The sequence below is a fragment of the Streptomyces sp. NBC_01618 genome, from assembly GCF_045209435.1.
In the GTDB taxonomy this organism is placed as follows: domain Bacteria; phylum Actinomycetota; class Actinomycetes; order Streptomycetales; family Streptomycetaceae; genus Streptomyces.
The window spans coordinates 3,427,064-3,453,175 of record NZ_CP109297.1 but is presented as its reverse complement, the minus strand read 5'-3'; the positions used below and the strand labels follow the sequence as shown (position 1 = coordinate 3,453,175).

26 protein-coding genes are annotated in these 26,112 nt (G+C 69.8%); 12 read left to right on the top strand and 14 right to left on the bottom strand.

The window, feature by feature from the left end; translation table 11 throughout:
• Positions 1 to 5: 5 nt before the first annotated feature.
• The gene (locus OH735_RS16170; RefSeq protein WP_406382243.1) at positions 6 to 1,067 is read left to right on the top strand and encodes a lysophospholipid acyltransferase family protein; all 1,062 of its coding nucleotides are present in this window, start codon (positions 6 to 8) and stop codon (positions 1,065 to 1,067) included.
• A gap of 65 nt (positions 1,068 to 1,132) precedes the next feature.
• Here OH735_RS16170 and OH735_RS16165 read toward each other — a convergent pair whose 3' ends face one another.
• The 3 genes from OH735_RS16165 to OH735_RS16155 form a co-directional block, all read right to left on the bottom strand.
• A complete protein-coding gene (locus tag OH735_RS16165) occupies positions 1,133 to 2,320 on the bottom strand; it encodes a DUF5667 domain-containing protein (protein WP_406382242.1) in 1,188 nt (395 codons plus the stop codon).
• A 224-nt stretch (positions 2,321 to 2,544) separates the two neighbouring features.
• Positions 2,545 to 3,321: an ECF subfamily RNA polymerase sigma factor, BldN family gene (locus tag OH735_RS16160; protein WP_030928170.1), complete on the bottom strand. Its 777-nt coding sequence runs from the start codon at positions 3,319 to 3,321 to the stop codon at positions 2,545 to 2,547.
• A 356-nt stretch (positions 3,322 to 3,677) separates the two neighbouring features.
• Positions 3,678 to 4,643 (bottom strand): HAD family hydrolase, encoded by a 966-nt coding sequence (locus OH735_RS16155; protein ID WP_406382241.1) that lies wholly within the window; start codon positions 4,641 to 4,643, stop codon positions 3,678 to 3,680.
• A 169-nt stretch (positions 4,644 to 4,812) separates the two neighbouring features.
• On the opposite strand from OH735_RS16155, the gene OH735_RS16150 reads away from it, so the two are divergent.
• From OH735_RS16150 to hemB, 6 genes are all read left to right on the top strand, one after another.
• A complete protein-coding gene (locus tag OH735_RS16150; RefSeq protein WP_406382239.1) occupies positions 4,813 to 5,088 on the top strand; it encodes a glutaredoxin family protein in 276 nt (91 codons plus the stop codon).
• A 272-nt stretch (positions 5,089 to 5,360) separates the two neighbouring features.
• Positions 5,361 to 6,128 (top strand): redox-sensing transcriptional repressor Rex, encoded by a 768-nt coding sequence (locus OH735_RS16145; protein ID WP_406382238.1) that lies wholly within the window; start codon positions 5,361 to 5,363, stop codon positions 6,126 to 6,128.
• Positions 6,125 to 7,618, top strand: coding sequence for a glutamyl-tRNA reductase (locus tag OH735_RS16140; protein WP_406382237.1), 1,494 nt, complete (start codon positions 6,125 to 6,127; stop codon positions 7,616 to 7,618). The genes OH735_RS16145 and OH735_RS16140 overlap by 4 nt, the downstream gene beginning before the upstream one ends.
• The gene (hemC, locus tag OH735_RS16135) at positions 7,615 to 8,607 is read left to right on the top strand and encodes a hydroxymethylbilane synthase (RefSeq protein ID WP_406382236.1); all 993 of its coding nucleotides are present in this window, start codon (positions 7,615 to 7,617) and stop codon (positions 8,605 to 8,607) included. Before OH735_RS16140 ends, hemC begins: the two co-directional genes overlap by 4 nt.
• A complete protein-coding gene (locus OH735_RS16130) occupies positions 8,604 to 10,274 on the top strand; it encodes a uroporphyrinogen-III synthase (RefSeq protein WP_406382234.1) in 1,671 nt (556 codons plus the stop codon). The genes hemC and OH735_RS16130 overlap by 4 nt, the downstream gene beginning before the upstream one ends.
• A 134-nt stretch (positions 10,275 to 10,408) precedes the next feature.
• A complete protein-coding gene (hemB, locus tag OH735_RS16125; protein WP_406382233.1) occupies positions 10,409 to 11,404 on the top strand; it encodes a porphobilinogen synthase in 996 nt (331 codons plus the stop codon).
• 171 nt (positions 11,405 to 11,575) lie between these two features.
• Here hemB and OH735_RS16120 read toward each other — a convergent pair whose 3' ends face one another.
• A complete protein-coding gene (locus OH735_RS16120) occupies positions 11,576 to 11,923 on the bottom strand; it encodes a hypothetical protein (protein ID WP_406382231.1) in 348 nt (115 codons plus the stop codon).
• Between the two features lie 717 nt (positions 11,924 to 12,640).
• Between OH735_RS16120 and OH735_RS16115 the strand changes: the two genes are divergently transcribed.
• Positions 12,641 to 13,255 carry a hypothetical protein gene (locus OH735_RS16115; RefSeq protein ID WP_406382230.1) on the top strand — a complete coding sequence of 205 codons (615 nt, stop codon included), beginning with the start codon at positions 12,641 to 12,643 and terminating at the stop codon, positions 13,253 to 13,255.
• A gap of 164 nt (positions 13,256 to 13,419) precedes the next feature.
• Positions 13,420 to 13,860, top strand: coding sequence for a hypothetical protein (locus OH735_RS16110; RefSeq protein ID WP_406382228.1), 441 nt, complete (start codon positions 13,420 to 13,422; stop codon positions 13,858 to 13,860).
• A 65-nt stretch (positions 13,861 to 13,925) separates the two neighbouring features.
• Here the strand turns inward: OH735_RS16110 and OH735_RS16105 are convergent, their stop codons facing one another.
• The 4 genes from OH735_RS16105 to OH735_RS16090 are packed head-to-tail and all read right to left on the bottom strand — an operon-like array spanning position 13,926 to position 16,532.
• The gene (locus tag OH735_RS16105) at positions 13,926 to 14,717 is read right to left on the bottom strand and encodes a DUF4253 domain-containing protein (RefSeq protein ID WP_406382227.1); all 792 of its coding nucleotides are present in this window, start codon (positions 14,715 to 14,717) and stop codon (positions 13,926 to 13,928) included.
• 49 nt (positions 14,718 to 14,766) lie between these two features.
• Positions 14,767 to 15,435, bottom strand: a complete 669-nt coding sequence (locus OH735_RS16100; RefSeq protein ID WP_406382225.1) for a maltokinase N-terminal cap-like domain-containing protein — start codon at positions 15,433 to 15,435, stop codon at positions 14,767 to 14,769.
• Positions 15,436 to 15,459: 24 nt separating this feature from the next.
• Positions 15,460 to 15,711, bottom strand: a complete 252-nt coding sequence (locus OH735_RS16095) for a DUF397 domain-containing protein (protein WP_406382223.1) — start codon at positions 15,709 to 15,711, stop codon at positions 15,460 to 15,462.
• A complete protein-coding gene (locus OH735_RS16090) occupies positions 15,708 to 16,532 on the bottom strand; it encodes a Scr1 family TA system antitoxin-like transcriptional regulator (protein ID WP_406382221.1) in 825 nt (274 codons plus the stop codon). The genes OH735_RS16095 and OH735_RS16090 overlap by 4 nt, the downstream gene beginning before the upstream one ends.
• Before the next feature lie 112 nt (positions 16,533 to 16,644).
• On the opposite strand from OH735_RS16090, the gene OH735_RS16085 reads away from it, so the two are divergent.
• Positions 16,645 to 17,040, top strand: coding sequence for an ATP-binding protein (locus tag OH735_RS16085; RefSeq protein ID WP_406382220.1), 396 nt, complete (start codon positions 16,645 to 16,647; stop codon positions 17,038 to 17,040).
• A 7-nt stretch (positions 17,041 to 17,047) separates the two neighbouring features.
• On the opposite strand, the gene OH735_RS16080 is transcribed toward OH735_RS16085, so the two are convergent.
• The 6 genes from OH735_RS16080 to OH735_RS16055 all read right to left on the bottom strand — a co-directional run bounded on the left by OH735_RS16080 (position 17,048) and on the right by OH735_RS16055 (position 24,003).
• Positions 17,048 to 17,623: a GNAT family N-acetyltransferase gene (locus tag OH735_RS16080; RefSeq protein ID WP_406382219.1), complete on the bottom strand. Its 576-nt coding sequence runs from the start codon at positions 17,621 to 17,623 to the stop codon at positions 17,048 to 17,050.
• Positions 17,624 to 17,637: 14 nt separating this feature from the next.
• Entirely contained in the window at positions 17,638 to 18,924 is a 1,287-nt protein-coding gene (locus tag OH735_RS16075) for a hypothetical protein (protein ID WP_406382218.1), read from the bottom strand.
• A 49-nt stretch (positions 18,925 to 18,973) separates the two neighbouring features.
• Entirely contained in the window at positions 18,974 to 19,483 is a 510-nt protein-coding gene (locus OH735_RS16070) for a SigE family RNA polymerase sigma factor (RefSeq protein ID WP_406382216.1), read from the bottom strand.
• Positions 19,484 to 19,795: 312 nt separating this feature from the next.
• Positions 19,796 to 21,184 carry an MFS transporter gene (locus OH735_RS16065; RefSeq protein ID WP_406382215.1) on the bottom strand — a complete coding sequence of 463 codons (1,389 nt, stop codon included), beginning with the start codon at positions 21,182 to 21,184 and terminating at the stop codon, positions 19,796 to 19,798.
• Between the two features lie 83 nt (positions 21,185 to 21,267).
• Positions 21,268 to 22,923 carry an amidohydrolase gene (locus OH735_RS16060; protein ID WP_406382214.1) on the bottom strand — a complete coding sequence of 552 codons (1,656 nt, stop codon included), beginning with the start codon at positions 22,921 to 22,923 and terminating at the stop codon, positions 21,268 to 21,270.
• 180 nt (positions 22,924 to 23,103) lie between these two features.
• Positions 23,104 to 24,003: an Lrp/AsnC family transcriptional regulator gene (locus tag OH735_RS16055; RefSeq protein ID WP_406382213.1), complete on the bottom strand. Its 900-nt coding sequence runs from the start codon at positions 24,001 to 24,003 to the stop codon at positions 23,104 to 23,106.
• Positions 24,004 to 24,317: 314 nt separating this feature from the next.
• On the opposite strand from OH735_RS16055, the gene OH735_RS16050 reads away from it, so the two are divergent.
• Positions 24,318 to 25,298: a C-terminal binding protein gene (locus OH735_RS16050; protein WP_406382212.1), complete on the top strand. Its 981-nt coding sequence runs from the start codon at positions 24,318 to 24,320 to the stop codon at positions 25,296 to 25,298.
• Between the two features lie 5 nt (positions 25,299 to 25,303).
• A complete protein-coding gene (locus tag OH735_RS16045; RefSeq protein ID WP_406386587.1) occupies positions 25,304 to 26,107 on the top strand; it encodes a class II aldolase/adducin family protein in 804 nt (267 codons plus the stop codon).
• The last annotated feature ends 5 nt before the right edge of the window (positions 26,108 to 26,112 follow it).

Genomic DNA, 26,112 nt, shown 5'->3' with positions numbered 1-26,112 from the left:
CGACGATGGCGGACGCCAAGGTCATTCCGTTCGACGACGACCGTTCGCGGTCGGGCGGCGCGTCGCGCTCCGCGCGGCGCCGGTCCGCGGGGGGCGGCGGGCGGGGGCCCTCCGCGGCGCCGGTGGTCGGGACGGCGGCCGTCAGCGCCCTTCCCGGGCAGCAGGACGCCTCGCTGCCGCAGGGGGAGCCCCAGTGGGCCGGGCAGCCCCTGGAAGGGGCGGAGCGGGGCGACTGGGACCGGCGGATCGCCGGCGGGCTCGCGTTCCTGCGCCGGCGGGTCACCGGTGAGTACGACGTCGACGAGTTCGGGTACGACAAGGAACTGACCGATCAGGTCCTGATGTCGATGCTGCGTCCGGTGTACGAGAAGTACTTCCGGGTCGAGGTGAAGGGCATCGAGAACATCCCGTCCGACGGCGGGGCGCTCATCGTGTCCAACCACTCGGGGACGCTGCCGCTCGACGGGCTGATGCTCCAGGTCGCCGTGCACGACAACCATCCGGCCGGGCGGCACCTGCGGCTGCTCGCCGCCGATCTCGTCTTCATGCTGCCGGTGGTCAACGAGCTCGCCCGCAAGGCCGGGCACACGCTGGCCTGCGCGGAGGACGCGGAGCGGCTGCTGCGGCGCGGCGAGCTCGTCGGGGTGATGCCGGAGGGCTTCAAGGGCATCGGCAAGCCGTTCGGTGAGCGGTACAAGCTGCAGCGCTTCGGGCGGGGCGGTTTCGTCTCCACGGCGCTGCGGGCCGGGGTGCCGATCGTTCCGTGCTCGATCGTGGGCGCGGAGGAGATCTACCCGATGATCGGCAACTCGAAGACGCTGGCACGGCTGCTGGGCTTTCCGTACTTCCCGATCACGCCGACGTTTCCCTGGCTGGGGCCGCTCGGGGCGGTGCCGTTGCCGACGAAGTGGACGATCCAGTTCGGCGAGCCGATCTCCACGAGTGGGTATCCGGTGGAGGCGGCGGAGGATCCGATGCTGATGTTCAATCTGACGGATCAGGTGCGGGAGCAGATCCAGCACACGCTGTACAAGTTGTTGGTGCAGCGGCGGTCGGTGTTCTTCTGAGCCGGTGATCACCGGCTCACCGGACGGGCTTGTCCTGTCGTGCCCGTCCGGTGACCGCCGTGGTGTCAGTCGTTCAGGTCCTCGCTGTTGATTCCCAGGCCCGGTAGCAGGCCGGGGAGGAGCGGGGGCAGGGTTACGTCCGGCGTGGGCGGGGGGCTGATCCGGCCGTCGGCGGACGGGAGGGTGCCCGTAGGCGGGGTGCCGAGGAGGCCGTCCGCGCCGCCGATCAGACCGTCGGACGGGGCACTGCCGGACGCCGAGGGGTGGGGCGCGGCGCTGGGGTCCGTACGGCTGTGCGAGGCCTCCGGCGACGAGGGCGCGGAGGGGGCCGTACCGGACGATCCCGTGGCCTGTTCCGTGGCGTCCGACTGCTGTGAATCGCTGCTTCTGTCCGGGGTGCGGGGCAGCAGCGACTGCAGTGGTTCGACCTCTTCGTCCATGGCGTCGAAGACCGAGCTGACCTGGTCACCCACATCGGTCAGCTGGACGGGCAGCCGGTCGCGCAGGCTGCTCCAGCTGTCGCGGTGCGAGCGGGAGAAGGACTCCAGGGTCTGGATCGGGCCGATGGCGCCGTCCCGCTGGTAGGCCGCGTGGAGCAGGCGGTGGCCCTCGGTGGCGTCGTGCGTCATGCCGTTGAGGGTGCGCCTGACCTCGCCGAGCTGTTCGTGGTCGAGATCGCCGGAGCGGGCGCGTTCCATCAGCCGGCGGGCCTCGCTGAGCCGGGTCGATGCCTGGTCGAGGTAGACCTCGCCACGGTCGGCGTCGCCGCTGGCCATGGTGAGGTGGATGTCCTCCATGCCGCGCTTGAGCCCGTACAGCGAATCACCCGGCAGGGCGTCGGAACTGGCAGCGGCCACTCCGCCGAAGGCCCCCGCCGCCACTCCGACGGTGAGCCCGCCGGCCGCGAGGCCCTTCGCCCAGCGTGAGCGCGGGCGCAATTTCCGGAGCGGGGAGGCCCGGTGGGCCCCCTTGGTCCTTTGTTCGGGCAGCGTAGGGCCCGTGGATTCACCGCCCTCGGCGAACATGGCCTCCATGGCGGCGACGAGCTGGGCTCGCTGCACCACTTTGACTTCGGGATCCAATTCGGGCCGCGGTAGCTCGCCGAGGCCGTTCGCCAGGGCCAACAGCGGTCCGTGGTCGGCCGGTTCGGCCGGTTCCTCGGGCTGTACGGCCGCCGCACCGCGGAGCGACTGCTCCTCCAGGGCCTGGGCGAAGGCGTTCGCCCGCCGGTGTGCCGAAACGTTTGCGATCACTGGCGGCACCTCCTCTCGTCATGACGGTCGACTCCCCTGAGGGTCCGGAAGGTTGCACACCTTGAGCGCTTCCACACGAATGAGTGAGTGTCGGCGGACATGGGGTGACGACAGGGGGCCTGCAACCGACACAACGAGGGGCGCGGCACATGGGTTACGCAAGAAAGATGATCGGACCAGTGCGTGATGAGCATATCGCCGAGAGTGATTCGGCCGGGTTGGAGTCAGCGGGCGTCGTCCGGGAGGAGCCGGGCCAGGGTGCGGACGGCGCGGTACTGCAGGGTCTTGATCGCGCCCTCGTTCTTGCCCATGACCCGGGCGGTCTCGGCGACCGAGAGGCCCTGCAGAAAGCGCAGGGTCACGCATTCCTGCTGCTGGGGGTTGAGTCGGCGCACGGCTTGCAGCAGTGCGGCATTGGAGAGGGACTCCAGGACGGAGTCCTCGGGGCTGCGCTCGACCTCGTTGGCGTCGAGCATTTCGCCGGTGGTCACCTCCAGCCGGAAGCGGCTGGATTTGAAGTGGTCGGCGACCAGGTTGCGGGCGATCGTGACCAGCCAGGCGCCGAAGTCGCGGCCCTGCCAGGTGAAGGTGGAGATGCGGCGCAGGGCGCGCAGGAAGGTCTCACTGGTGAGGTCCTCCGCCGTCGCCTTGCCACCCACGCGGTAGTAGATGTAGCGGTAGACGGTGTCGCTGTACTGGTCGTAGAGACGGCCGAAGGCGTCGGCCTCGCCGGCCTGTGCGCGCTCGACGAGATCCATCATGCGCGCGCTGTCGCTGTCGGCGGTGGGCCGGCGGACGGTGGACGTAGTAGTTGCGCCGCGGTTGCTGCGTCTTCCGACCGCCGCACCGCGTTCGGCCAGGGCGTAGCAAGGGCCGACAGGTGCAGGGGTGGCAAATGCGGGTACGGCGTACGCGGTGGGGACGAAACCGCGCAAGCGGTCGGCGACCGTTGCGCGGAGCGTAGCCAGGCCCGAGGCGTCAACCCCGACGTGTGGGTACACGGGACTCCCAGAGGCAGAGCTTCCATCACGTGCAGTGCGAAACCGTCACTCGTCGTAGTGAGTGGTGGGTTCCGGAATGCGTCTGAGGAGAATAACGCTTCGTACAGGCAGTGCTACACCCAGTTGCTCAAATCATCGATTACGTCGCTTCTGTAGCGACTAATCGATGCATCAAGTAGCACATCGTGACCGGTTATTGATCGGATTAGTCCGGGATCTGCCTGCGGGTGCGACGGGTTGTGGTCGGGTGCGAGCAATCCGACTGGCGGGGGCGGCCGGTGGGCAAGGGATCCCGATCCGCGGCGGGTGTCCGGGCGTGGCTCGGCGGCCCCCGGCGGGGAGCGAACGGGTGTGCGTCAGCGGCGGCGGCGGTGCAGGGCGACGGCGGCCGCGGTGCCGCCCGCGAGGGCGCCGACGCCGGCCGCGGCCGGGATGCCGACCTTGGCGGCCTTGCGGCCCGTCCGGTAGTCCCGCAGCCGCCAGTCGAGGGCGCGGGCGTGCTTGCGGAGCTTGGCGTCCGGGTTGATCGCGTACGGGTGGCCGACCAGGGACAGCATCGGGATGTCGTTGTGCGAATCGCTGTACGCCGCGCAGCGGTCGAGGTCCAGGTCCTCGGCGGCGGCCAGGGCGCGGACCGCCTCGGCCTTCGCGGGGCCGTGCAGCGGTTCGCCGACCAGGCGGCCGGTGTAGACGCCGTCGACGGATTCGGCGACGGTGCCGAGCGCGCCGGTCAGGCCCAGGCGGCGGGCGATGATCGTGGCGGTCTCCACCGGGGCGGCGGTGACCAGCCAGACCCGCTGCCCGGCGTCCAGGTGGGCCTGGGCGAGGGCGCGGGTGCCGGGCCAGATGCGGTCGGCCATGTACTCGTCGTAGATCTCCTCGCCGATGGACATCAGCTCGGAGACGCGGTGGCCCTTGACGATGGACAGGGCGCTGTCGCGGGCGTCCTGCATGTGCTCCGGGTCCTCGACGCCGGCCAGCCTGAACCACGCCTGCTGCCAGGCGAACCGGGTCAGCTCGCGGCGCTGGAAGAACTTCCGCTTGTACAGGCCGCGGCCGAAGTGGAAGATCGCCGCGCCCTGCATCACGGTGTTGTCCAGGTCGAAGAAGGCGGCGGCCCGGTCGTCGCCGACGACGGGGAAGACCGGCTCCTCGGCCTCGGCGGGGGCGGAGCTGCCCTGATCGGTGGCGGAGAGCTGGTCGTCGGGGAGTCCGTCGCGGAGGGCGGACTTCCGCGCTGCCTCAGCTGCAGCCTCGCCTGCCAGCACGCTCCGTGCTGTCGCGGGGCGCCTACGGGGTGTGAGCCATCCAAGAGCGGCCATGTCGTGAGCATAGCCAGTTGATTCGGCCGTTCCGGACCTGCCGTGATGCCGTGCCGTGAACTCTCGGCTGCCGAATTGTTAATCGGGTGATTCGGGGCGTAACGGATCAAGGGTCGGGCCGGCGCTCCTTCCGTTCGGGCGGCGGTCCCGTTCGGCGCAGAATGAAGGCATGAGTGCCCTGTTGCGACGTAAGAGGAAGAAGCCCGCGGACCGGGTGGTGACCCTGGTGGGGAAGCCCGGATGTCACCTCTGTGACGACGCGAGGGTGGTGGTGAGGGGGGTGTGCGAGGAGGTCGGTGCGTCCTGGGAGGAGAAGGACATCACCCAGGACGAGCAACTGCACCGGGAGTACTGGGAGCAGATTCCGGTCGTCCTGATTGATAACGAACAGCACACGTTCTGGCGGGTGGACCCGGTGAGGCTGCGCAGCGCGCTGCTTTCGTGAGTGAAACCCGGTTACCATCGTGGGCGTTTTGAGTGATCTCGGGGGAGTGGTTGTGAGGAGTGTGTGCCGCTTTGCCCCCTTCGGGCCTGCAACGGGCTGATGCGATCCGTGGTTCCGGGATCGCGCGACGAATGTGCGTGACCCCGGTCACTTTGACCGGACAAAACGGACACTATCTTTGTGCACGTGTTCACAAAGACATAGCCTGCATTCGACGGGGCGGTCCTGCTGCATACGGCCGCCTGCAGCCCCGCTCATCCCGCAGGAGCACCGTGGCAACTGGCCGAACTCACCGACCGGCGACCCGTAGCCGAGGAATTCCCGAGGCCACCGTCGCCCGACTTCCGCTGTATCTGCGCGCACTGACCGCGCTCTCCGAGCGCTCGGTCCCCACGGTCTCGTCCGAGGAGCTCGCGGCGGCGGCGGGGGTCAACTCTGCCAAGTTGCGCAAGGACTTCAGCTACCTCGGGTCCTACGGGACGCGTGGTGTCGGGTACGACGTCGAGTATCTCGTCTACCAGATCTCCCGCGAACTCGGGCTCACCCAGGACTGGCCGGTCGTGATCGTCGGTATCGGTAACCTCGGCGCCGCGCTCGCCAACTACGGCGGTTTCGCCTCCCGCGGTTTCCGGGTCGCCGCGCTGATCGACGCCGATCCCGCGATGGCCGGAACGCCCGTCGCCGGGATCCCCGTTCAGCACGCCGACGAGCTGGAGGAGATCGTCAGCGAGAACGGCGTGTCGATCGGCGTCATCTCGACCCCGGCCGGTGCCGCGCAGCAGGTCTGCGACCGGCTCGTCGCCGCGGGCGTCACCTCCATCCTGAACTTCGCGCCGACGGTGCTCTCCGTGCCCGACGGCGTCGACGTCCGCAAGGTCGACCTCTCCATCGAACTCCAGATCCTCGCCTTCCACGAGCAGCGCAAGTCCGGCGAGGACATCACCGAGAGCAGCCCGGACGCGGCCACGCCGCCCGCGCGCGCCGCCACCGGCAGCCGGAAGGGACCCGACGGGGACATGCCCGCCGTGATGCCGGCATGAGTCTTCTCGTAGTCGGGCTGAGCCACCGAAGCGCCCCCGTCTCCGTACTGGAACGGGCCTCGCTGGCCGCCGAGACGCAGGCCAAGCTGCTCCAGGACACCCTCGCCGTGGAGCCCGCGGCCGAGGCCGCCGTGCTGGCCACCTGCAACCGCATCGAGCTGTACGCCGACGTGGACAAGTTCCACGCGGGCGTTGCCGAGCTGTCCACGCTCCTCGCCCAGCACAGCGGCGTCGGTCTGGACGAGCTCACTCCGTATCTCTATGTGCACTACGAGGACCGGGCCGTCCACCACCTCTTCTCGGTGGCGTGCGGGCTGGACTCGATGGTCGTCGGCGAGGGCCAGATCCTCGGCCAGATCAAGGACGCGCTGGCGCTGGGGCAGGAGCTCCACACCGCCGGCCGGCTGCTGAACGATCTGTTCCAGCAGGCCCTGCGGGTCGGTAAGCGTGCCCACAGCGAGACCGGGATCGACCGGGCCGGGCAGTCGCTCGTCACCTTCGGTCTCGAACAGCTCGCGTCCGGTGCGGACGTCACCGACTGGGCCCGGGGCAAGCGCGCGCTGGTGATCGGCGCCGGCTCGATGTCCTCGCTGGCCGCCGCGACGCTGGCCCGTGCCGGTGTCGCCGAGATCGTCGTCGCCAACCGGACCAGGGCCCGCGCCGACCGGCTCGTTGAGATCCTGGGCCAGCCCGGCGGTACCGGAGTGGCCGCCCACGCCGTGGAGATGGCCGCCGTCGCCGACGAACTGACACGTGCCGACGTCGTCGTCTCGTGCACCGGCGCGACTGGTCTCGTGCTGACCGCCGAGGCCGTCGCCGGAGCGCTCGGCCTGGCCTTCGACCCCGCGCACGAGGCGCCCGCCGCCTCCGTCCCCATGCCGCCCGCCGCCCCCGACCGGCATGCCGCCTGGGTGGAGAACGGCACCGCCGGTACGGCGCGCCAGGCCGTCCGCCGGGCCACCGTGCCCGCCCAGGGCGCCGGCCCCGTCCGCCTCGCCCTGCTCGACCTCGCCATGCCGCGGGACATCGACGGCGCCACCGCCCGCCTCGACGGCGTTCGTCTCGTCGACATCGAGTCGCTCGCCGAGGCGTCGGCGGACGCCCCGATGGCCGCCGATGTGGACCAGGTGCGCACCATCGTCGCCGCCGAGGTCGCCGCCTTCGGTGCCGCCCAGCGCGCCGCCCACATCACCCCGACCGTCGTCGCCCTGCGCACGATGGCCGCCGGAGTGGTCGCGGGCGAGATCGCGCGGCTCGACGGACGCCTCCCCGACCTGGACGAGAAGCAGCGCGCCGAGATCTCGCAGACCGTGCGCCGCGTCGTCGACAAGCTCCTGCACGCGCCCACCGTGCGGGTCAAGCAGCTCGCCAGCGAGCCCGGCGGCGCCGGGTACGCCGATGCGCTGCGGGAACTCTTCGACCTCGACCCGCAGACGGTTGCCGCCGTCTCCCGGGCAGACCTGAACGACCCGAATCGAGGGCGGTCATGACCGACAACTCCCCCCAGCGCGCGCGGACCGACGCAGACGCACCGCTCCGGCTGGGCACCCGGCGCAGCAAGCTCGCCATGGCGCAGTCCGGCCTCGTCGCCGACGCGGTCAGCGAGGTGACCGGGCGCGCCGTCGAGCTCGTCGAGGTCACCACGTACGGCGACATCTCCCGGGAGCACCTCGCGCAGATCGGCGGCACCGGTGTGTTCGTGGCGGCGCTGCGCGAGGCGCTGCTGCGCGGCGAGGTGGACTTCGCCGTCCACTCGCTCAAGGACCTGCCGACCGCCCAGCCCGAGGGCCTCGTGCTGGCCGCCGTGCCGGTGCGCGAGGACCCGCGCGACGTACTGGTGGCGCGGGACGGGCTGACCCTGGAGCAGCTGCCGTCCGGTGCCCGCATCGGCACCGGCTCGCCGCGCCGCATGGCGCAGCTCAACGCGTACGCCCGTAACCACGGCCTCGACATCGAGACCGTGCCGATCCGGGGGAACGTCGATACGCGTATCGGATTTGTCCGAAGCGGGGAGCTGGACGCGGTGGTACTCGCCGCGGCCGGGCTCAGCCGCCTCGGCCGGACCGGTGAGGCGACCGACTTCCTGTCGGTCGACACCATTCTGCCCGCTCCCGGCCAGGGAGCACTGGCGATCGAATGCGCTGAGACCAGCGCGGACCTCGCCGCCGCGCTCGCCGAGCTCGACGACCCGGTCACCCGGGCCGCCGTGACCGCCGAGCGTGCCCTGCTCGGCGCTCTGGGGGCCGGTTGCTCCGCACCTGTGGGTGCGCTGGCCGACCTCCTGGCCGACGGGCAGGCTGTCAATGAACTGCGCCTGCGCGGTGTCGTCGGTTCCACCGACGGTTCCTCGCTGGTACAGATGTCCACCACCGGTCCCGTCCCCACGTCGCACGACGACGCGGCGGCCATCGGTCGCGAACTCGCGGCCGAGATGCTCGCCAAGGGTGCGGCCGGTCTTATGGGGGAGCGAGCACTTTGAGCCCCACCGGCCCCGCCGCATCCGACTTTCCGGCCCTGTCCGCACAAGGGCACGTCACCTTCCTCGGCGCCGGTCCCGGCGACCCGGGACTGCTGACTCTGCGCGCCGTCGAGGCGCTCGCGAGCGCGGACGTCCTTGTCGCCGAGCCGGACGTTCTCGGCGTTGTTCGCTGCCATGCGCGGGCAGGCGTAAGCACGCCTGAGCTGACGGTTGTTGACGCGCAGTCAACAGCCGCCGGTGTTCCCGTTCTCAGGGATGCGGTCAATCTTGTCATGGAGGCAGCGAAGGGCGGCAGGCGGGTCGTTCGTGCCGTCTCCGGTGACCCAGGACTGGACGGGAACGCCGGCGCGGAGATGCTCGCCTGCGCCACCGCCGGCATCCCCTTCGAGGTCGTGCCGGGAGTCGCGAACGCGGTGGGCGTGCCCGCGTACGCCGGTGTGCCGCTGCGCGACGCGCAGGGCGCGGACGTCCGGTTCGTCGACGCGCGTACCGCCTCGGACCGCTGCTGGACCGAGGTCGGCGCGAGCGATGCGACGGCTGTCGTCTCGACGACGCTCGACTCGGTGGCCGCGGCCGCCGGTGAGCTGGTCGCGGCGGGCCGCAAGCCGGACACCCCGCTGACCGTGACGGTGGCCGGTACGACCACCCGCCAGCGCACCTGGACGGCGACCCTCGGGACGATCGCCCAGGTCCTGAAGCAGGCGAAGGTCCTTCCGTCGCCGGACGGGCACCAGCCCGTCATAGCCGTGGTCGGTGAGCGCAGCTCCGCCGCCCAGCGCGACCGGCTCGCGTGGTTCGAGTCCAAGCCCCTCTTCGGCTGGAAGGTGCTCGTCCCGCGTACCAGGGAGCAGGCGGCGTCGCTCTCCGACCAGCTTCGTTCGTACGGTTCCGTGCCGTACGAGGTCCCGACGATCGCCGTCGAGCCGCCTCGTACGCCCCAGCAGATGGAGCGCGCGGTCAAGGGCCTGGTCACGGGCCGTTACGAGTGGATCGCCTTCACCAGCGTCAACGCGGTGAAGGCCGTCCGGGAGAAGTTCGAGGAGTACGGGCTCGACGCCCGTGCCTTCGCCGGGATCAAGGTCGCGGCCGTCGGTGAGCAGACCGCCGCCGCGCTCGTCGACTTCGGTGTGAAGCCGGACCTGGTGCCGTCCGGTGAGCAGTCGGCCGCCGGTCTGCTGGAGGACTGGCCGCCGTACGACCCGGTCTTCGACCCGATCGACCGTGTCTTCCTGCCACGTGCCGACATCGCCACCGAGACGCTGGTGGCCGGGCTCATCGAGCTGGGCTGGGAGGTCGACGACGTCACCGCGTACCGCACGGTCCGCGCCTCGCCGCCGCCCGCCGACACGCGTGAGGCCATTAAGGGCGGCGGGTTCGACGCGGTGCTCTTCACCTCGTCGTCGACCGTACGGAACCTCGTCGGCATCGCGGGCAAGCCGCACAACGTGACGGTCATCGCGTGTATCGGCCCGGCGACGGCGAAGACCGCCGAGGAGCACGGGCTGCGCGTCGACGTCCTGTCGCCGGAGCCTTCGGTGCACAGGCTGGCCGAGGCCCTCGCCGAGTTCGGTGCGCGGCGCCGGGAGGCGGCGAAGGAGGCCGGTGACCCGGTGACGCGGCCGAGCGAGCGGCGTCCGGGGGCGCGGCGGCGTCGTTCGACGACCTGACCCGTGTGACCTGTGGGTGTGTGAGGACCGGGCGGTCCGGCTGCTTCGGCGGCCGGGCCGCCCGTCGCCGTTGTGACGTTTTTCCGGCGCCGGTGTCGGTAAATCGGTGATGTGTACGGGTCTAGTCTCGAAGCATGACTGTGTACGGAAACTTCCCCGGCTCCCGCCCCCGGCGGCTGCGGACGACCCCGGTGATGCGGCGCATGGTCGCCGAGACACGGCTCGACCCGGCGAACCTGATCCTGCCCGCGTTCGTGCGCGAGGGCATCGACGCGCCCGTCGCCATCTCGGCCATGCCCGGCGTCGAGCAGCACACCCTGGACACCCTGCGGAAGGCCGCCGTCGAGGCGGTGTCGGCCGGGGTCTGCGGGATCATGCTGTTCGGCGTTCCCGCGGACGAGAAGAAGGACGGCCGGGGCTCGGCGGGCACGGACCCGGACGGGATCCTCCAGGTCGCTCTGCGCGCGGTGCGTGAGGAGGTCGGTGACGAGCTCGTGATCATGTCGGACCTGTGCCTGGACGAGTACACCGACCACGGCCACTGCGGTGTCCTGACCGCCGACGGCCGCGTCGACAACGATGCGACGCTGGAGCGGTACGCCGAGATGGCGCAGGTCCAGGCCGACGCGGGCGCCCATGTGGTCGGCCCCAGCGGCATGATGGACGGCCAGGTCGGCGTGATCCGTGACGCGCTGGACCAGACGGGCCACGAGGACGTCTCGATCCTCGCGTACACGGCGAAGTACTCGTCGGCGTTCTACGGGCCGTTCCGCGAGGCCATCGGGTCGTCGTTGAAGGGTGACCGCAAGACGTACCAGCAGGACCCGGCGAACACCCGTGAGTCCCTGCGCGAGCTGGCGCTCGACCTCGAAGAGGGCGCCGACATGGTCATGGTCAAGCCGGCCGGTCCGTACCTCGACATCCTCGCGAAGTTCGCCGACTCGGTGGACGTGCCGGTCGCCGCGTACCAGATCAGTGGCGAGTACGCGATGATCGAGGCGGCGGCGGAGCGCGGCTGGATCGACCGGGACGCGGCCATTCTGGAGAGCCTGACCGGGATCCGGCGGGCCGGGGCGCAGATGATCCTGACGTACTGGGCGACGGAGGTCGCGCAGCGGCTGGGGCGCTGACCTGGGCTGTTTGCTTTGTGTGCGGGGAGACGGGCCGTGGGCGAGAACGCCTGCGGCCCCTTTTCATGGCTCGCTGATGAAGCTTCCCTCCTCCGCCTTGGATTCGAAGCCGCTTGACGCCGCTCGCTGATCCATTCTCTGTCGCGGGTGAGGTTATAAGACTCTGGAGGCTCAGGGCCAGTCGACCAGTGCCATGAACGCTACCCACGCGATGAACACCGTGCTGGGTGCGAGCACGGCGAGCGCGAGGCCCGTCGGCGGCCTGCGCCTGCTGAACGCCCAGCTCGCGACGAGTGCGATCAACGCCAGAACCAGGCCGCAGCAGAGAACGGTCCAGGCGGGATCGAAGCTGGTGTCGAACCGGTCGGAGTCGGCCTCCGAGCAGGAGTCGCAGGCCATCGGCGAGAGCCCGCCGAAGACCAGGGCGAAGAACGCGAGCGGGAGCGTCACGACCGTGGAGACCAGTGACGCGATCCAGACGCGGGAGGAGGGGCGGGTAGCAGTGACGTCGTCGGGCATGCGTGCGATTCAATCGGGTCGTCGAATACGGCACATGAGTCGGCGTACTCATCTGCCGGGTATGGGGGCGTGACGCTTCGTACGGTGACCCGTCCTGCGCCACGTGTCCCCGACAGCACGCGTCTCTTCGGTGGCGGCTGCAGCGCGGCCCGCACAGGCCGTCCGGCGGCCGGTGAGCCCCCGACCCGTGGCCGTCTCGCTGGGCCGCGTCAGGCCAAAACGATGTGCGACGCCTGCATTCGGGCCAATGCGGCTCGGCGACGCCGCACAGTCGCCGGTTCGCATGTCGCGTCGAGCAGCTACGCCGAAGTCCTGGTCTCTCCGGAGAAGCTCAAGCAACCCTCAAATGCGCCGCCCGCCCGAAGCCGCATTGCGTGGATTGAGGGAGATTACCCGTCTTTTACTGCTGCGAGATTCCCGCCGATCTCTATTTCTCAGAGATCTTCTGGTGTTAACGTGCGTCTGCGCCGGTGACATGGAAGCGGTGAGAGCAGGGGATGAAAGCCACGAGCGAACATTCTCGCTGTATCTCAAGCATTTTTCGCTCAACCGACTTCGGCCCCGCGAGTCAGCCAAACCCTTCATGCGCTCCAGGGTGCCGTCGGATGCCCAAAATGCGTAGTCGTGCTGAAACTGTACCCACGCATTTTCGAAACTCGCATACATACAAGACAGGGGAAGCAAGTGAATCGCTCTTTCGGTATGGTCCACCGTCCTGTGGCAGCAGCTCTTCTCGCCCTCGGTGTCGTGGCCGGCGCCAGTTCGACGGCTTCCGCTGCCGAGCCGCAGCCGCCCACGGTCGAGAGCGCCGACGGGGAAATCGGGGTGATGGGCGTTCCGTGTGACGGCTACACGGGGACCTGGTACTCCGTGTCCAACGTGGCGAAGCCGAAGAAGATCACCCACGCGACGCGACACTACAACGGCACCTCGTCCAACATGTCGTCCAACTTCACCACCGGACATCAGCAGACGCTTACCGCCGGAATCACCTACACGAGCGGCGCTTCGGCCGAGGCCAGCGCGGTAATCGGCAAGCTGTCGGCCAGCACGAGCCTTTCACTCGCCGCCTCCGGCTCGGCGACGTCCTCTACGTCTGTCTCCGTCACCGCGACGGTCAAGCCGCAGAAGTACGTGGTCACTTATGCGGGACGTGTCCAGGTCACGGGCAACTGGCAGAAGAACTCCTGCTCCAGCGGCACCGGCACTCTGGTAGTCGCGGCCAAGGGCACCGGCAAATCCCACCACGTGCAGGAAGTGGGGGCGGCCCAGTGCGACATCGCCCAGCCGTCCGGAAGTATGGCGGCCCTCGCCAAGAGCAGCTACTGCTGATGAGGCCACGTCCGGCATGGGTTGCTGTCGCCGTCGTCACCGTCGTTGCCACGTCGGCAATCGGCTGCACGGCGAGCGGCACCCCCAAGACGTCCGGGCATGCGATCGCCACGAGCTCCGCGGCGGGAACGAGCTGCGGGAGCACTGCCTTCAGTGCTCCCCCGGTGAAAAAGATTCCGCGCAACTGGACGTTCACGGCGATCCGGAAGGTGGATCCTGCATGGGGAGACGAAAAGAACGTCGTCCTGGTCGATAAGCCTGTCACTGCCAAGGTCGAATGGGAATCCGACCGCGTGGATGAAACCGCCGTTCTGGCGGCCATCGAGGATGAGTCGGAGCTCATCGCATCCGGAACCAGTGACACTCTCTCGGAGATGGACCGTTTCCTGTCCGGCGTCAAGGAAAAGAAGGAATACGTCGGATACGCCGCGGTGGAAAAGGTTTCGGTTCCCTTGTCTCTGAAATGCCTTGATGGCACCAGGGTTCAAGGGAAACTCTTTACCTGGTCTGAAGCCGAAATCGGGGTCGTAGTCTGCGCCACCAAGTATGGCAAGGGCAAGGCGCCAGTGGCAGCGTTGAAAGCCCAGGCCGAGTTCTGCAACTGAGACCGGGTGCGAGACCGGTGGCCCGCACCCCAGGAGGCGCGGGCCACCGTCAAGGCCGTGGTCCGCTAGTCCCACCAGAACGACCAGGTCTCCTGGTTCAGCACCATCTTCTCGGCGTACACATCCAGGTCGTACGGCGGGTTCTGGTTGATGTTGTCCGGGCAGAAAGCGAAGTGTTCGGCGGCGAGCGCCCGTGCCTCGGCGAGGGTGGTGGGCGGCCGTCCGACGGACACGGTCAGGGTGTCGAAGCCGAGCACCACGACCCGTATGCCGAAGCGGTCCTCCCAGGAGCGGAGCACGGCGCAGAGCCGGGCCACGTCGTCCTCGTGGTTGACCGGTCCCGACCAGCCGATCGCCGCCGGGATGTCCGCGCTGCGCCGGGCCGGGACGAGCGCCGCCCGCGTACCGGGGAACCAGCCGTCCGGGCCGACGCACTCGTCCGCGATCTCGGCCGCCAGGTCGTCCGGGCCGGACTGTCCGTCGACGGACGGGGTGGGCGCCAGGCCCGGCCATTCGTCCTCGGCGGCGTCGAGTTCGTCGGGTGCGCAGTCCGCCCAGTACTCGCCGAGCACCTCCTCGGCGTCGTGATCACCTGGGTACGACGTCCTGTCCGGGGCCAGGTCCCAGGTGTCGGGCCACTGGTCGCGTATCCCGCCGTCGATCAGTACGGGAAGGAGCCCGACCGGCCGTCCCGCCTCACGCAGCCCGGCCCACGTCCCCGGCGACGCGGGCTCGTCCCCGTACCAGAGCAGCGGCTCGTGCCACACGCCGTCGACCGTGGCGTTCACCAGTGAGCCGGGCGGGAGTTGAAGCCCTGACGTGGCCAGGGACGGGAGCGGGTTCGGGAGCGTCGCCATGACCGCGACTTTAGACGCGGCCACTGACAACGCCGGGATACGACCGGGGCTACGGGTGTGCGTGGACGATGGCGAACGCGGTGCGCGCGGTGGTGCCGTCGGGCAGCGGCACGTCTGCGGTGACGTGGCCGAGTGCCTGCTCCTCGGTGTCCCGGCCGGGCTGGAGAACGCGGTTGATGTGGATGGTCAGCCGGCGTCCGTCGGGTGCTGTCTCCACGTGGATGTCCGTACCGGCCGGGTTGTCGGTCACTGTCGTGGAGGCGATCGAGGCCTTGGCGCCGGTCTCCGCGAACCAACCCGTGACGGACGGGTCGGGGGTGTTGCTCGTGCTTTGCATCTGCGGCTCGGCCTCGCCGACGATCAGCGCGAACAGCTGGGCGACGAGGACCGGGTCACGCGTCCCGTCGTACACCCACCGCTTCCCCAGCACCCCGTGCTCGGTCGTGCCGATGAGGGCCTCGTCTGCACCCGGGATCGGTGCGCCTCGGTAGCTGAACGGGATCTGGTACGAGACGGGTTGGTCCCCCGACGTGTCGGTGGCCACCATGAATTCGATCCCCACCTCGCCCTCCGGGTCGTCCAGCCGGAATCCGCCGGTCCTGGCCAGCTCGGGCTGCTGCCCCGCCTTGCCGCGGTACCAGGGCTGCGTGGGCAGCCAGGTGGCGAGGAGTTCCAGTTTGGTGGGCGTCAGGGTGGTGGTGTTGTGGATGACAGCCATGGTGGTGGTATCCCTCCCGTGGGCTCAGACGAGACGCCGGTCGGCGGCGAAGCCGGCGAAGGCCGTCCAGGTGGTGGGCGCGACGGTGAGGGTGGGGCCGTCGGGGTTCTTGGAGTCGCGGACGTGGACGGCGGTGCGGTGTGCGGCGATCTCGACGCAGGCCCCGCCTTCGTCACCGCTGTAGCTCGACTTCTGCCAGTCGTAGGCGACTTCGAGGCACTCGCCGCCGTCGCTGCCGCTGTAGCTGGACTTGAACCACTCATGTTCGGTGCTCATAGCTCTCCTAGCAGCTGGTCCAGCAGGTCCCTCGATTCCTCGGTGTTGAGGGCCTGCGTTCGCAGCATCGCATACCTCTGCGCGAGGATGCTGATCTCGTCGGGGTCCGAGATGAGTTGGCTGCCGCGTTGGGTTTCGGTGTAGGCGATGTGCTGGTAGTCCGGTGTTTCCAGCAGGATGAACGGCCCGTCGAGTGCCGCGTGAGTCCGCCTGCCAAGTGGGATGACCTGGAGGGTGATGCCCGGCAGATCGGCGCAGGTGCGAAGGTGGCGCAAGGTCTCCTGGTACACCTCGTTGCCTCCGAGGCGGTCTCGGAGAACGGCCTCGGAGATGACGAAGCTGGTGGTTGGGGGCACCTTGCGGCGCAGGATCTCCTGACGCGCCAGTCGCTTGCCGACATGGGCGTCGATCTCTTCCTGGCTGAACGTGGGGACGCGGCTGTCGAAGACTGCTCGGGCATAGGTCTCGGTCTGAAGCAGACCGGGCAGAACCTGGTTTGCGAAGAAACACAGAGCCAGTGCGTCCCGTTCCAGATCCATGTACTGCTCCGCCCACGCCGGGATCAGGTCCACCTCTGGCATGTTTCCCACTGCCGTTTCCAGTGCCTCCTTGGTCTCCAGCAACTCGTCCAATCGACGGGCCAGTTCCGGCAGCAGCGCGCGTCTGCCCTGTTCGATGGAGGCGATCGTCTCCACCTGGTGGCCCACCCGGTCCGCGAGTTGGGCCTGGGTGAGGTTGGCCGCGACGCGGAATACGGCGACCAGTTTGCCCACGAGTTTCATTGCCGACGCGTTCTTGCGCTGCCGCTTCCTGGGGTGCATACGGTTCGAACTCCCACCTACGTGCGTACTTCACGCGAGCACGACCCGTACAAGAAATGTGTACGGGTGCGCATACTGCGACAGCCTAGTCACGGAGTGTGACTCTCGTCCCATGAACGAGACGATGCAACTCTCGCTGCTGCGTGAGCGGTTCTACCGGCGTGAGCGCCGATCGGTGCCTGCGGCAAGGGAGTTCGTACGGGGAGCGGTCACCGACTGGGGGTTCGGGGCGCGGCTGGACGACGTACTGCTGTGTGTGAGCGAGCTGTCCACCAACGCGCTGGTGCACGGGGTGCCGCCGGGGCGGGGGTATCTGGTGCGGCTGCTGCTGTGTGAGGAAGGGAAGCTGCTGCGGGTGGAGGTCCACGACAGCGGGGGCGGGCGGCCGGGGGTGCGGGAGCCGGACGGGGAGTCGGGGCGTGGGCTGGTGATCGTGGCGGCGCTGGCGGATCTGTGGGGGGTGGGGGAGCGGGACCCGGGCAAGGTGGTGTGGTGCGAGTTCGGGTAGGGCGCGGTCAGCCTTGTCGGCGCAAGTCCAGCATGTAGAAGACCTTGTCGTAGCGGCGTTCGCCGACGGCCACGAACTCGGGGAGGCGGCCGTATTCGGTGAAGCCCAGCGACCGGTAGAGATGCAGGGCGTTGTTGTTGTCGCCACGCGCGTCCAGGGTGAGGACCTCGATTCCTGCCTCCCGGGCGTCGGAGATCAGGGCGGTGGTCAGCGCCCGGCCGATGCCGTGGCCATGGGCAGTGGCGTCCACCGCGAGCTTCTCCAGATCGGCGTGGGGCCGATGGGTCGGCCGGGTGTAGCGGAGCCAGTAGCCCAGACCGACAAGCCGGCGGTCGAGGTAGGCGGCACGCAGGGCCGCATCCCCGGACCGCACCGCGGAGACGAGGTGGCCGAGAAGTTCCGCCACCTCGCCCCGCGAGGGTGGTTCGAGCCAGCCGAGCGCGGCACCGCCACCGACCAGGTCCGCCAGGATCCGGTGGGCCGACTCCGCGAAGCGTGCCTTCAGCTCCGGATCGGAATACAGCTCCACGGCGTCAAGGATGGTGGGTTCAGTGGTGACGCCGCTGGTCGTGTCCGTATTCATGACCGGCAGCGTAGTTAGCTCTGCCACAACTTGCTCGTGGCGATCTTCTGCAGCTCGGCGAGGGTCAGGGCGGGGGCCTCCCGGGTGGCGGCCTCGTTCTGGTTCGCCGCATTGAAGGCGGAGATCACCACCCGGAGGCCGTCGGGGCGGATCGTGTCGACCTGCCTCGTCTTCACGCCCTCACCGCCCTTCTCGCCCGGCCCCTGATGTGTGGTGACCTTCGTACCATCCGCCAGGACCTTCGCGTCGGAGCCGAAGAGCTCGCCCTCGACGTCGGACATGTTCGGCTGGACGTTGATCTGCACGAAGCTCTTGCCCTGGCCATCGTCGACCACGACGTACGCGTACTCCGTCTGCTGCTTCCCGGACGCCTTCACCGTCAGGCGGTCGGGGAGCTGCTCGGTCAGCTTGCCCAGGATCACGTCACCGCTCTGACCCTGCGGGGCCGGCTGTTCCAGTGCCGGCTCCGCGGGTTCGGGCAGGGACTCGATGATCGGGCGCCACTCCTTGGCCTGGGCCAGTACCTTCATCCGGTCCAGCGACAGCGGCGGGGCAGGACGGCTGACCGGAGCGTCCTTCTCCGCGGGCGCGTTCCATTCGGACACCGAGATCCGGTAGCCCTCGGGCGTCAGCAGGTCCGCGTACCACCACTTGGTCTCCTCGCGCCGGTCCGGATACTCCCAGCCCTTGAACAGCACGAGGCGCGAGCCGTCCTTCAGCGTCGTGGCGGAGCAGGCCTCGAACACGTTCAGGTTCTTGTCCGGGCAGGAGAGCTCGCCTTCGTTCAGCTTCTGGTCGGGGTTCTGCCGGCTCAGGCCCACCGACACGGCGGCCTTCCCGTGGCCGTCGTCGTACACGACGGAGGCATACGGCGCGTGCAAGCGCTTCTGGTCACCCGTACCGTTGGTGCCGCGGCCCGTCTGCTCGCTGAACTTCCCGTCCGGCAGCAGCCCTTCGAGTGTCTTGATCACTTGCTGCTCGGAGTAGAGGCGTCGCCCCGACGCGTTCTGGGTCGACTGCGCGCCCACCGCCGCCCCGTTGCCATCGTCCTGCGAAGCGCCGATGCCCCCGGTGACGAACGACCCGCCAAGCCCGATCACGGCCAGCGCCGCCACGCTCCCGGTCACCGCGGCGCTGCGGCGCAACACCATCCGGCGCCGGCCGCGCGCGACCCCGCCGTCCACGAGCGGTCGTCCTGCGACGGAGAACCCCTCCCCCGCCTGCTTCATTGCCTCGCCGAGCCCGCCCTCGAAGGCATCCCGGTCCTTCTGAGTACCGTTTCCGTGCATGTCGTCCGCCACCGTCCCCACACCTGTGGAAAGAGAAAAAGGAAAGAAGAACGAAGAGAATTCAGTGGGCGGCCAGCTCGACGATGCTGCCGCCGAGTTGCTCACGCAGCCGGGCGAGCGCACGGGTGCTGCGGGTGCGTACCGCCGCCGAGCTGACGTGCAACGCGTCCGCGGTCTCCGTGACCGACCGGTCCTCCCAGTAACGCAGCACGATCACCGCCCGGTCCTTGGGCGGCAGCCCGCGCAGCGCGTCGAGGAGCGTCATCCTCAAGGACGCGTCCCCCGGCGACTCTCCTGCCCGGTCCGGTAGTTCGCCGCTCGCTCGTTCCCCCGCCGATTTGCGCCGCTGGTGCCCGAGATAACACCGCACAAGCACGGTTTGCGCGTACGCCGCCGGGTTTCCGACACGCGATGTGCGCCCCCATACCGTGTACATCCGGCCGAGCGTCTCCTGTACGAGATCCTCGGCAAGATGCGTGTCTCCGCCGGTCAGCAGGCACGCCGAACGGAAGAGATGACCCATGCGGGCTTCCGCGAATTCACGGAAGGCGCCCTCCGTGGACTGCCTCATCCGCCACCCCCCCTCTCACCTACACCCTTTTAGATGCAGTGACTGCCGGAAAATGTTTCACCCCGCGAGGCCGAGGCTTCCTGGCGCCCCGTGGCACAGGGCGGGACCGACGGCAATGCCGATGGGGTCCCTGGCCGCTGGCGTCCTTGAGGTAGTGCGTGCCAGGGCACGCGAGCCCAGCGTGATCCGAACGAGAGGCCCTGGTCAGGCCATGTCCCGGCCCGTGCACGCCTGAACGTACGTGTTCCCCTGTCCGCGAGGCGGGCAGGGGAACACGTCGTGGGAGCCGCAGCCGCAGCCGCAGCCGTTGCGTTACGAGGCGGTCGGTACCGCCTCGTGTGCCGCCGGGGCCGGTGTCCGCCCCTGAGACCGGGCCTGTGCCCTGCCGAGGTGGTGGAGGCGCGCCGTGCACGCGATGCCGATCGCCGAGATGACCATCAGCATCACGGCCGGCGGCCAGTAGTGACCGCCCGCGGCCGCCGCGAGGGAGACCGCCGCGAGGGGGGCGAGGCCGCCGAAGATCATGTTGCAGATCTGGTAGGAGAGGGAGATGCCGGTGTAGCGGACGTGCGGCGCGAAGCCCTCGACGAGGATCGACGCGATCGGCCCGTACAGTGCGGACATCACCAGGCGCATGGCCAGCATCATCAGCCAGATGAGGAAGACGCTCCCGGTGCCCAGCACCATGAACTGCGGCAGGGCCAGGACGATGACGCCCGCCAGTCCGGCGATGACGACCTTGTGCGATCCCACCCGGTCGGCGAGCCACGACAGCCAGGGGGTGACGAGGAGTTCCAGGAACGCCGCCAGGGTGAGGCCGTTGAGCAGCATCGACTCCGACAGGTGGAGGTCGCCGGTGCCGTACGAGAGCAGGAAGCTGGTCACGACGTAGTAGCCGCCGGTCGCGGTGGCCAGGGCGAAGACGCCGACGAGGACGGTCCGCCAGGCCGTCTGGAAGACCTCGACCACCGGGAGTTTGGTCTCTTCCTTCCCATCCTTCGCCTGCTTCGTCTGCTGTTCCTTGCGCACCTCCTCCATGACCGGGGACTCCTCCAGCTTGGCCCGGACGACCAGGCCCACGATCACCAGCACGGCGGAGGCCAGGAACGGTACGCGCCAGCCCCAGCTCATGAACGCGTCGTGCCCGAAGAGGTTCATCAGGCTGAAGGCGCCGGTCGACAGCAACGCTCCGACCGAGGAGCCGAGTTGGGCGAACGAGCCGAAGAAGGCGGCCTTGCCGCGCGGGGCGTTCTCCACGGCGATCAGCACCGCGCCGCCCCACTCGCCGCCGATCGCGATGCCCTGGACCAGCCGCAGCACGATAAGCAGGATCGGCGCGAGTGCGCCGACCTGGGCGTACGTGGGCAGCAGGCCGATGGCGAAGGACGCGACGCCCATCATCACCAACGTGATGACCAGAGTCTTCTTGCGTCCTACGCGGTCGCCGATGTGCCCGAAGACGATGCCGCCGAGCGGGCGCAGCAGGAAGCCGATGGCGAACGTCGCGAAGGCGGACAGGGTCCTGAGGTACGGCGACATGTCCGGCGGGAAGAACACGTCGTTGAAGACGATCGCCGCGGCGGTGGCGAACGCGTAGAAGTCGTACCACTCGATGGACGTGCCTGCCAGTGCCGCGATGGCGGGTCTGTACGGGCTCTGCTTGGTGGCGGACCGCGTGGACGCGGATGGGGACGGGGACATGGTGCCTCCGGGGGCGGGAGGGGCGGCGGAAGGTGCGTGAGCGGGGGAGCGGTGGGTCAGGCGAGGGAGCGGGGAGTGACGGGTCAGCGGCCGGGGGCTGCCCAGGCGCGGGTGCCGCCGATCCAGGTCTCGCGTACGCCGATGGAGGCGAGTTCCGTCGGGTCGGTGGTGAGCGGGTCGTCGGCCAGGACGACGAAGTCGGCGAGCATGCCGGGGGCCAGGGCGCCGACGGCGTGTTCGCGGTGCAGGGCGCGGGCAGCCGCGGCGGTGTGCGCGTGCAGTCCGTCGGCGACGGGCATCCGCAGCGAGGCGTCGCCGAGGACGGTGCCGAGCACGGTGCGCCGGGTCGCGGCGGCGGAGACGGCCTCCAGCGGGGCGGGCGGGGCGACGGGCGCGTCCGAGCTGAACACGACGGGCACCCCGGCGGCCAGGCAGGTGCCTGCCGGGTTGTAGCGGTGGCCGAGGTCGCCGACGGCGGTCAGCGTGCCGTCGCCGGTGCGCAGGTGGTGCTGGGGCTGCATGACCGGGACGACGCCCAGCCGGCCCATGCGGGCGATCTGTTCGTCGGTGGGCAGGCCGGAGTGCTCGATGCGGTGGCGGATGCCGGGGCGCTCCCGGTCCGCCTGCGCCTTCTCGACGGCGTCGAGGACCATGCCGATGGCGTACGGGGACTGGGCGTGGGTCGCGGTCTGGAGCCCGGCGCGGTGGGCGCGGCCGATGAGTTCGGCGTACTCCTCGGTGGAGTGGTAGAGCTGTCCGTGGTGGCAGCAGTCGGCGGCGTAGCCCTCGGGGAAGTACGCGGTCCAGCCGCCGAGGGTGCCGTCGGCGTAGAACTTGACGCCCTGGACGCGGAACAGGTCGTCGCCGAAGCCGTTCACGACGCCCAGTTCGAGCGCGGTGTCCAGGAGCGCGGAGGTGAGGTACGCGGAGACGCGCAGGCGCAGTGAGCCGTCCGCGCGGGCGCGCAGGTACGTCTCCATCTCGCGCCGGGATGCCTGGGCGTCGCCGACGGTGGTGACTCCGGCGGCGAGGAAGACCTCCTGGGCGCGCTGGAGGTGGTCGGCCATGATGGCGTCGGGCTCGGAGAGGTGGAAGTTCGGGCCGTGGTTGCCGATCTTCACGCCGCCGGGGCCGGTGAGCAGGTCGCAGGCGGCGTCCCAGAGCTGTCCGTCGGGTTCGCCGGAGGCGGACCGGCCGATGCTGCCGCCCTCGGGGTCGGGGGTGCCCGCGGTGACACCGCAGGTGCGCAGGGTGTGGGAGTTGACGACGCCGCCGTGGCCGGAGGCGTTCATCACGTACACCTCGCGGTCGGTGGCGACGCGGTCGAGGTCGTGGCAGGTGGGGTGGCGGCGCTCGGCGAGGCGGCGGTGTTCGTAGCCGAAGCCGCGCACCGGGACGCCGACGGGCAGTTCGCGGGCCGCTTCGGTCAGGACGGCGACGAGCGTCTCGATGTCCGGTACGCGTTCGGGGCGGCAGTCGACCCAGGCGAGTGCCTGCCCGTACATCACGGGGTGGCAGTGGGCGTCGACGAAGCCGGGGTGGACGAGGCCGCCGTCGAGTTCGAGGACGTCGTCGGCCCGGCCGCCGAGTGCGGCGCGGGCGTCGTCGGTGGTGCCGATGTGGACGACCCGGCCGCCGCGGACGGCCAGTGCCTCGGCGCGTTCGGCGGTACCGGGGGCGGCGACGGCGGCGCCGGTCACCAGGAGCGTGCGGTCGGCGTCGTCGAGGGGGTGGTGCATGAGGGGGCCTGCTTTCGACCTGGGGCGTCCATGAGGGAGGCCGTACGCACGGAGACTCCGCGACGGCTGATTCGTTCGCATGGACGATATGCAGCAGACGATGTCTTGCCTAGACCCCCGGCTCACAAATTTTTCGTAATGTGATGCGGGTTCTGACTTACGTATCGTCTGGCATCCAGCTCAGGAGCCGGTGGTGGTGAGGTCGTACCGCTCCTTGACCAGCTCCAGATGGACCCAGCTCTCCACGGCGCGCACGCCCGCGCACGCTCGCATGTCCTCCAGCGTGTCGCGCACCGCGGTGAGCGACTCGGCGCTGATCGTCCCGACGAGTTCCGCGCGCCCCATGCATGCGGAGAGGAACGAGACCCGGTCCCATCCGCCGATGTGCTGCGCGATGGTGTCCCGCTCACCGTCCAGCCGTACGGCGAATCCGCACAGGACGCCGAGCCCCAGCAGATCGGGGCGGACCAGCGCGAGCACCTTGGCCACGCCGTCATCGAGGAGGCGCAGGGTGCGGGCGCGGGCGGCGCCGGGCGAAAGCCCGACGCGCTCGGCGAGTTCGGCGAAGGGGAGGCGCCCGTCGCGCTCCAGCTCGTCCAGGATCAGCCGGTCCGTCGCGTCCAGTTCCGGCACATCGGGCCGGCCCGCCAGCAGGTAGGGGTCCTTGAGGTGCTGGAGGGAGATCAGCGGGTCCACGACGTCGACGCCGTCCAGCGAGCGGATCGACTCGATGGCCAGGTCCAGCTCCGCCAGCCCCTTGGTGCGCAGCTCCGCCATGATCGCGCGGCTGCCCGCGGTGAGGGTGACGAACGGCGCCTGCGGCATGGCGGCGATCGCGCGCGCCACCGGCTCGGCCGGTCCGCTCACGCCGATCGACAGATGCGCCGACGCGGTCAGCTCCCGTACGGCGGGATGCACGACGGCCACCACGCGTACGCCGCCGCCCGCCAGCAGCCGCTGCACGCGGGCGCGGGTGGCGGGGCGGGAGAGTCCGACGCGCTGCGCCAGGGTCTCGTACGTCAGGCGGCCGTCCGTCCGCAGTTCGCGGACTACGGCCAGATCGGTCCGGTCCAGATCCACCTGGGCGCTTCCCCTCGGTTCGGTTGCCCGGGGGCGGGTGCGCCCGGGGCGGGCCCCATTCTTGACCACCGGGGCGCAGGGGCTACGGGGTGTGGGCCGGGTGATACGCATCACCGGCGTACGCATTTGCTGCATCTGGACAATTTTGCCGGATGAAACGTAGGTTCAGTGCGGATGAGACGAACGAATCAGTATTTTGCTGTGGCTGAAGGGCTGCGGCGGCTGGAGGTCAGCTGTGGCTGAAGGTCGGTTCTGGCTGAAGGTCGGCTGTGGCTGAAGGCCCGAAGGAGCTTGTGCAGCTTGAGGAGGATGGGATGAGTCGGCCCCTGGCGGTGTTCACGGACCCCGAGGAACTCGATGTCGGTCCGGCGATGCGGCTGCTGGCCGAGGCGGGCTTCGACACCCGGGTCGTGGGCAGCCGGGACCCGGACGCGATCGTGGCGGCCGCACGCGACGCCGTGGCGCTGATCGTCGGCTACGCGCCGGTGGACGCCGCGCTGCTCGACCGCCTCCCCGGTGTGCGGATGGTGGCCGCCATGTCCGCCGGGTACGACATGATCGACACCGCGCAGGCGCTCCGGCGCGGCGTGTGGGTGAGCAACCTGCCGCATGCCGCGACCGAGGACGTCGCCGTGCACGCGCTCGCCTCCGCGCTCTGTCTCGTACGCGCGCTGCCCCAGGCCGACGCCACCGTGCGCGGTGGGGGCTGGAGCGCCGAGTTCGCCGAACTGCCGCGCCGGGCCGGTGAGCTGACGCTCGGCCTCCTGGGGTTCGGGCGCATCGCGCGAGAGCTGGCCAGGATCGCGGGGCCGGTCTTCGGGCGCGTCGCCGCGTACGATCCGCGCGCCGACGCGGCCGGGTGGCCGTCCGATGTCGAGCGGCTCGGCCGCAACGAGCTGGTCGCCGGCTGCGACGTGCTCTCGCTGCACACGCCGCTGACCGAGCAGACCCGCGGCATGGTCGACGCGGAACTGCTCGCCCGTATGCGGCCGGGCGGCTACCTGGTGAACGTCGCCCGCGGTGAACTCGTCGACACCGCCGCGCTGCTGGCCGCGCTGGACGGCGGACGGCTCCGGGGCGCGGCCCTGGACGTGTTCCCGGTCGAACCCCCGGCGCCGGACGACCCGTTGCGCGTCCACCCGCGCATCCAGCTCTCCCCGCACAGCGCCTATCTGTCCGACACCTCGCAGCGGGCGTACGTGTGCGTGCCCGCCGAGAACGTCATCGCCTGGCACCGCACCGGGCGCCCGCTGACCCCCGTGGTCGACCCGACGCTCGAAGGAGCCCCCTCGTGACCGAACTGCCGACCGTCCACGACACGGATCTCGCCGAGGGGAGCGGGAGCGGCGCGGACCTTGCCGAGGAGACCCGGCTGCGTCGTGAACTCGCCGCCGTCTACCGGCTCGTGGCGCACTTCCGGATGACCGACCTGATCTTCACCCACATCTCGCTGCGGCTGCCGGGGCCCGATCACCACTTCCTGATCAACCCCTACGGCCTCCTCTTCGAGGAGATCACCGCGTCGAACCTGGTCAAGATCGATCTGTCGGGCAATCCGGTCGAGCCCACGCCCCACCCCGTCAACCCCGCGGGCTTCGTCATCCACAGCGCGATCCATGCCGCGCGCGAGGACGCGCAGTGTGTCCTGCACACCCACACCCGGGCCGGCTGCGCGGTCGCCGCCCAGCGCGACGGGCTGCTGCCGCTGAACCAGATGTCGATGGAGTTCTACAACCGTGTCGGCTACCACGACTACGAGGGCGTGGCCCTCAACCTCGACGAGCAGAAGCGCCTGGTCGAGGACATCGGCAACCATCCGGCGCTGATCCTGCGCAACCACGGTCTGCTGACGGTGGGTGAGAGCGCGGCCCAGGCCTTCCTGCGCATGTACTACCTGGAGAAGGCCTGCGAGATCCAGGTCACCGCCCAGGCGGGCGGCGGACCGCTGACCATTCCCCCGGCCGCGACCTGCGAGTACACCGCCCGGCAGCTCGCGGGCGACGCGGACGCGGACAGCGACCTTCAGGACGATGTCGCCTACGACCTGGCATGGGCGGCCATGCTGCGGCTGCTGGACCGGGTGGCTCCGGACTACCGGGACTGAGGGCT

Bases quoted from the DNA above. Each gene is read 5' to 3' on its own strand.
- OH735_RS16170 (WP_406382243.1), top strand. From the start codon at position 6: ATGGCGGACGCCAAGGTCATTCCGTTCGACGACGACCGTTCGCGGTCG.
- OH735_RS16155 (WP_406382241.1), bottom strand. From the start codon at position 4,643: ATGGCCGCTCTTGGATGGCTCACACCCCGTAGGCGCCCCGCGACAGCA.
- OH735_RS16150 (WP_406382239.1), top strand. From the start codon at position 4,813: ATGAGTGCCCTGTTGCGACGTAAGAGGAAGAAGCCCGCGGACCGGGTG.
- OH735_RS16140 (WP_406382237.1), top strand. From the start codon at position 6,125: ATGAGTCTTCTCGTAGTCGGGCTGAGCCACCGAAGCGCCCCCGTCTCC.
- hemC (WP_406382236.1), top strand. From the start codon at position 7,615: ATGACCGACAACTCCCCCCAGCGCGCGCGGACCGACGCAGACGCACCG.
- hemB (WP_406382233.1), top strand. From the start codon at position 10,409: ATGACTGTGTACGGAAACTTCCCCGGCTCCCGCCCCCGGCGGCTGCGG.
- OH735_RS16120 (WP_406382231.1), bottom strand. From the start codon at position 11,923: ATGCCCGACGACGTCACTGCTACCCGCCCCTCCTCCCGCGTCTGGATC.
- OH735_RS16105 (WP_406382227.1), bottom strand. From the start codon at position 14,717: ATGGCGACGCTCCCGAACCCGCTCCCGTCCCTGGCCACGTCAGGGCTT.
- OH735_RS16100 (WP_406382225.1), bottom strand. From the start codon at position 15,435: ATGGCTGTCATCCACAACACCACCACCCTGACGCCCACCAAACTGGAA.
- OH735_RS16095 (WP_406382223.1), bottom strand. From the start codon at position 15,711: ATGAGCACCGAACATGAGTGGTTCAAGTCCAGCTACAGCGGCAGCGAC.
- OH735_RS16090 (WP_406382221.1), bottom strand. From the start codon at position 16,532: ATGCACCCCAGGAAGCGGCAGCGCAAGAACGCGTCGGCAATGAAACTC.
- OH735_RS16085 (WP_406382220.1), top strand. From the start codon at position 16,645: ATGAACGAGACGATGCAACTCTCGCTGCTGCGTGAGCGGTTCTACCGG.
- OH735_RS16080 (WP_406382219.1), bottom strand. From the start codon at position 17,623: ATGAATACGGACACGACCAGCGGCGTCACCACTGAACCCACCATCCTT.
- OH735_RS16070 (WP_406382216.1), bottom strand. From the start codon at position 19,483: ATGAGGCAGTCCACGGAGGGCGCCTTCCGTGAATTCGCGGAAGCCCGC.
- OH735_RS16065 (WP_406382215.1), bottom strand. From the start codon at position 21,184: ATGTCCCCGTCCCCATCCGCGTCCACGCGGTCCGCCACCAAGCAGAGC.
- OH735_RS16060 (WP_406382214.1), bottom strand. From the start codon at position 22,923: ATGCACCACCCCCTCGACGACGCCGACCGCACGCTCCTGGTGACCGGC.
- OH735_RS16050 (WP_406382212.1), top strand. From the start codon at position 24,318: ATGAGTCGGCCCCTGGCGGTGTTCACGGACCCCGAGGAACTCGATGTC.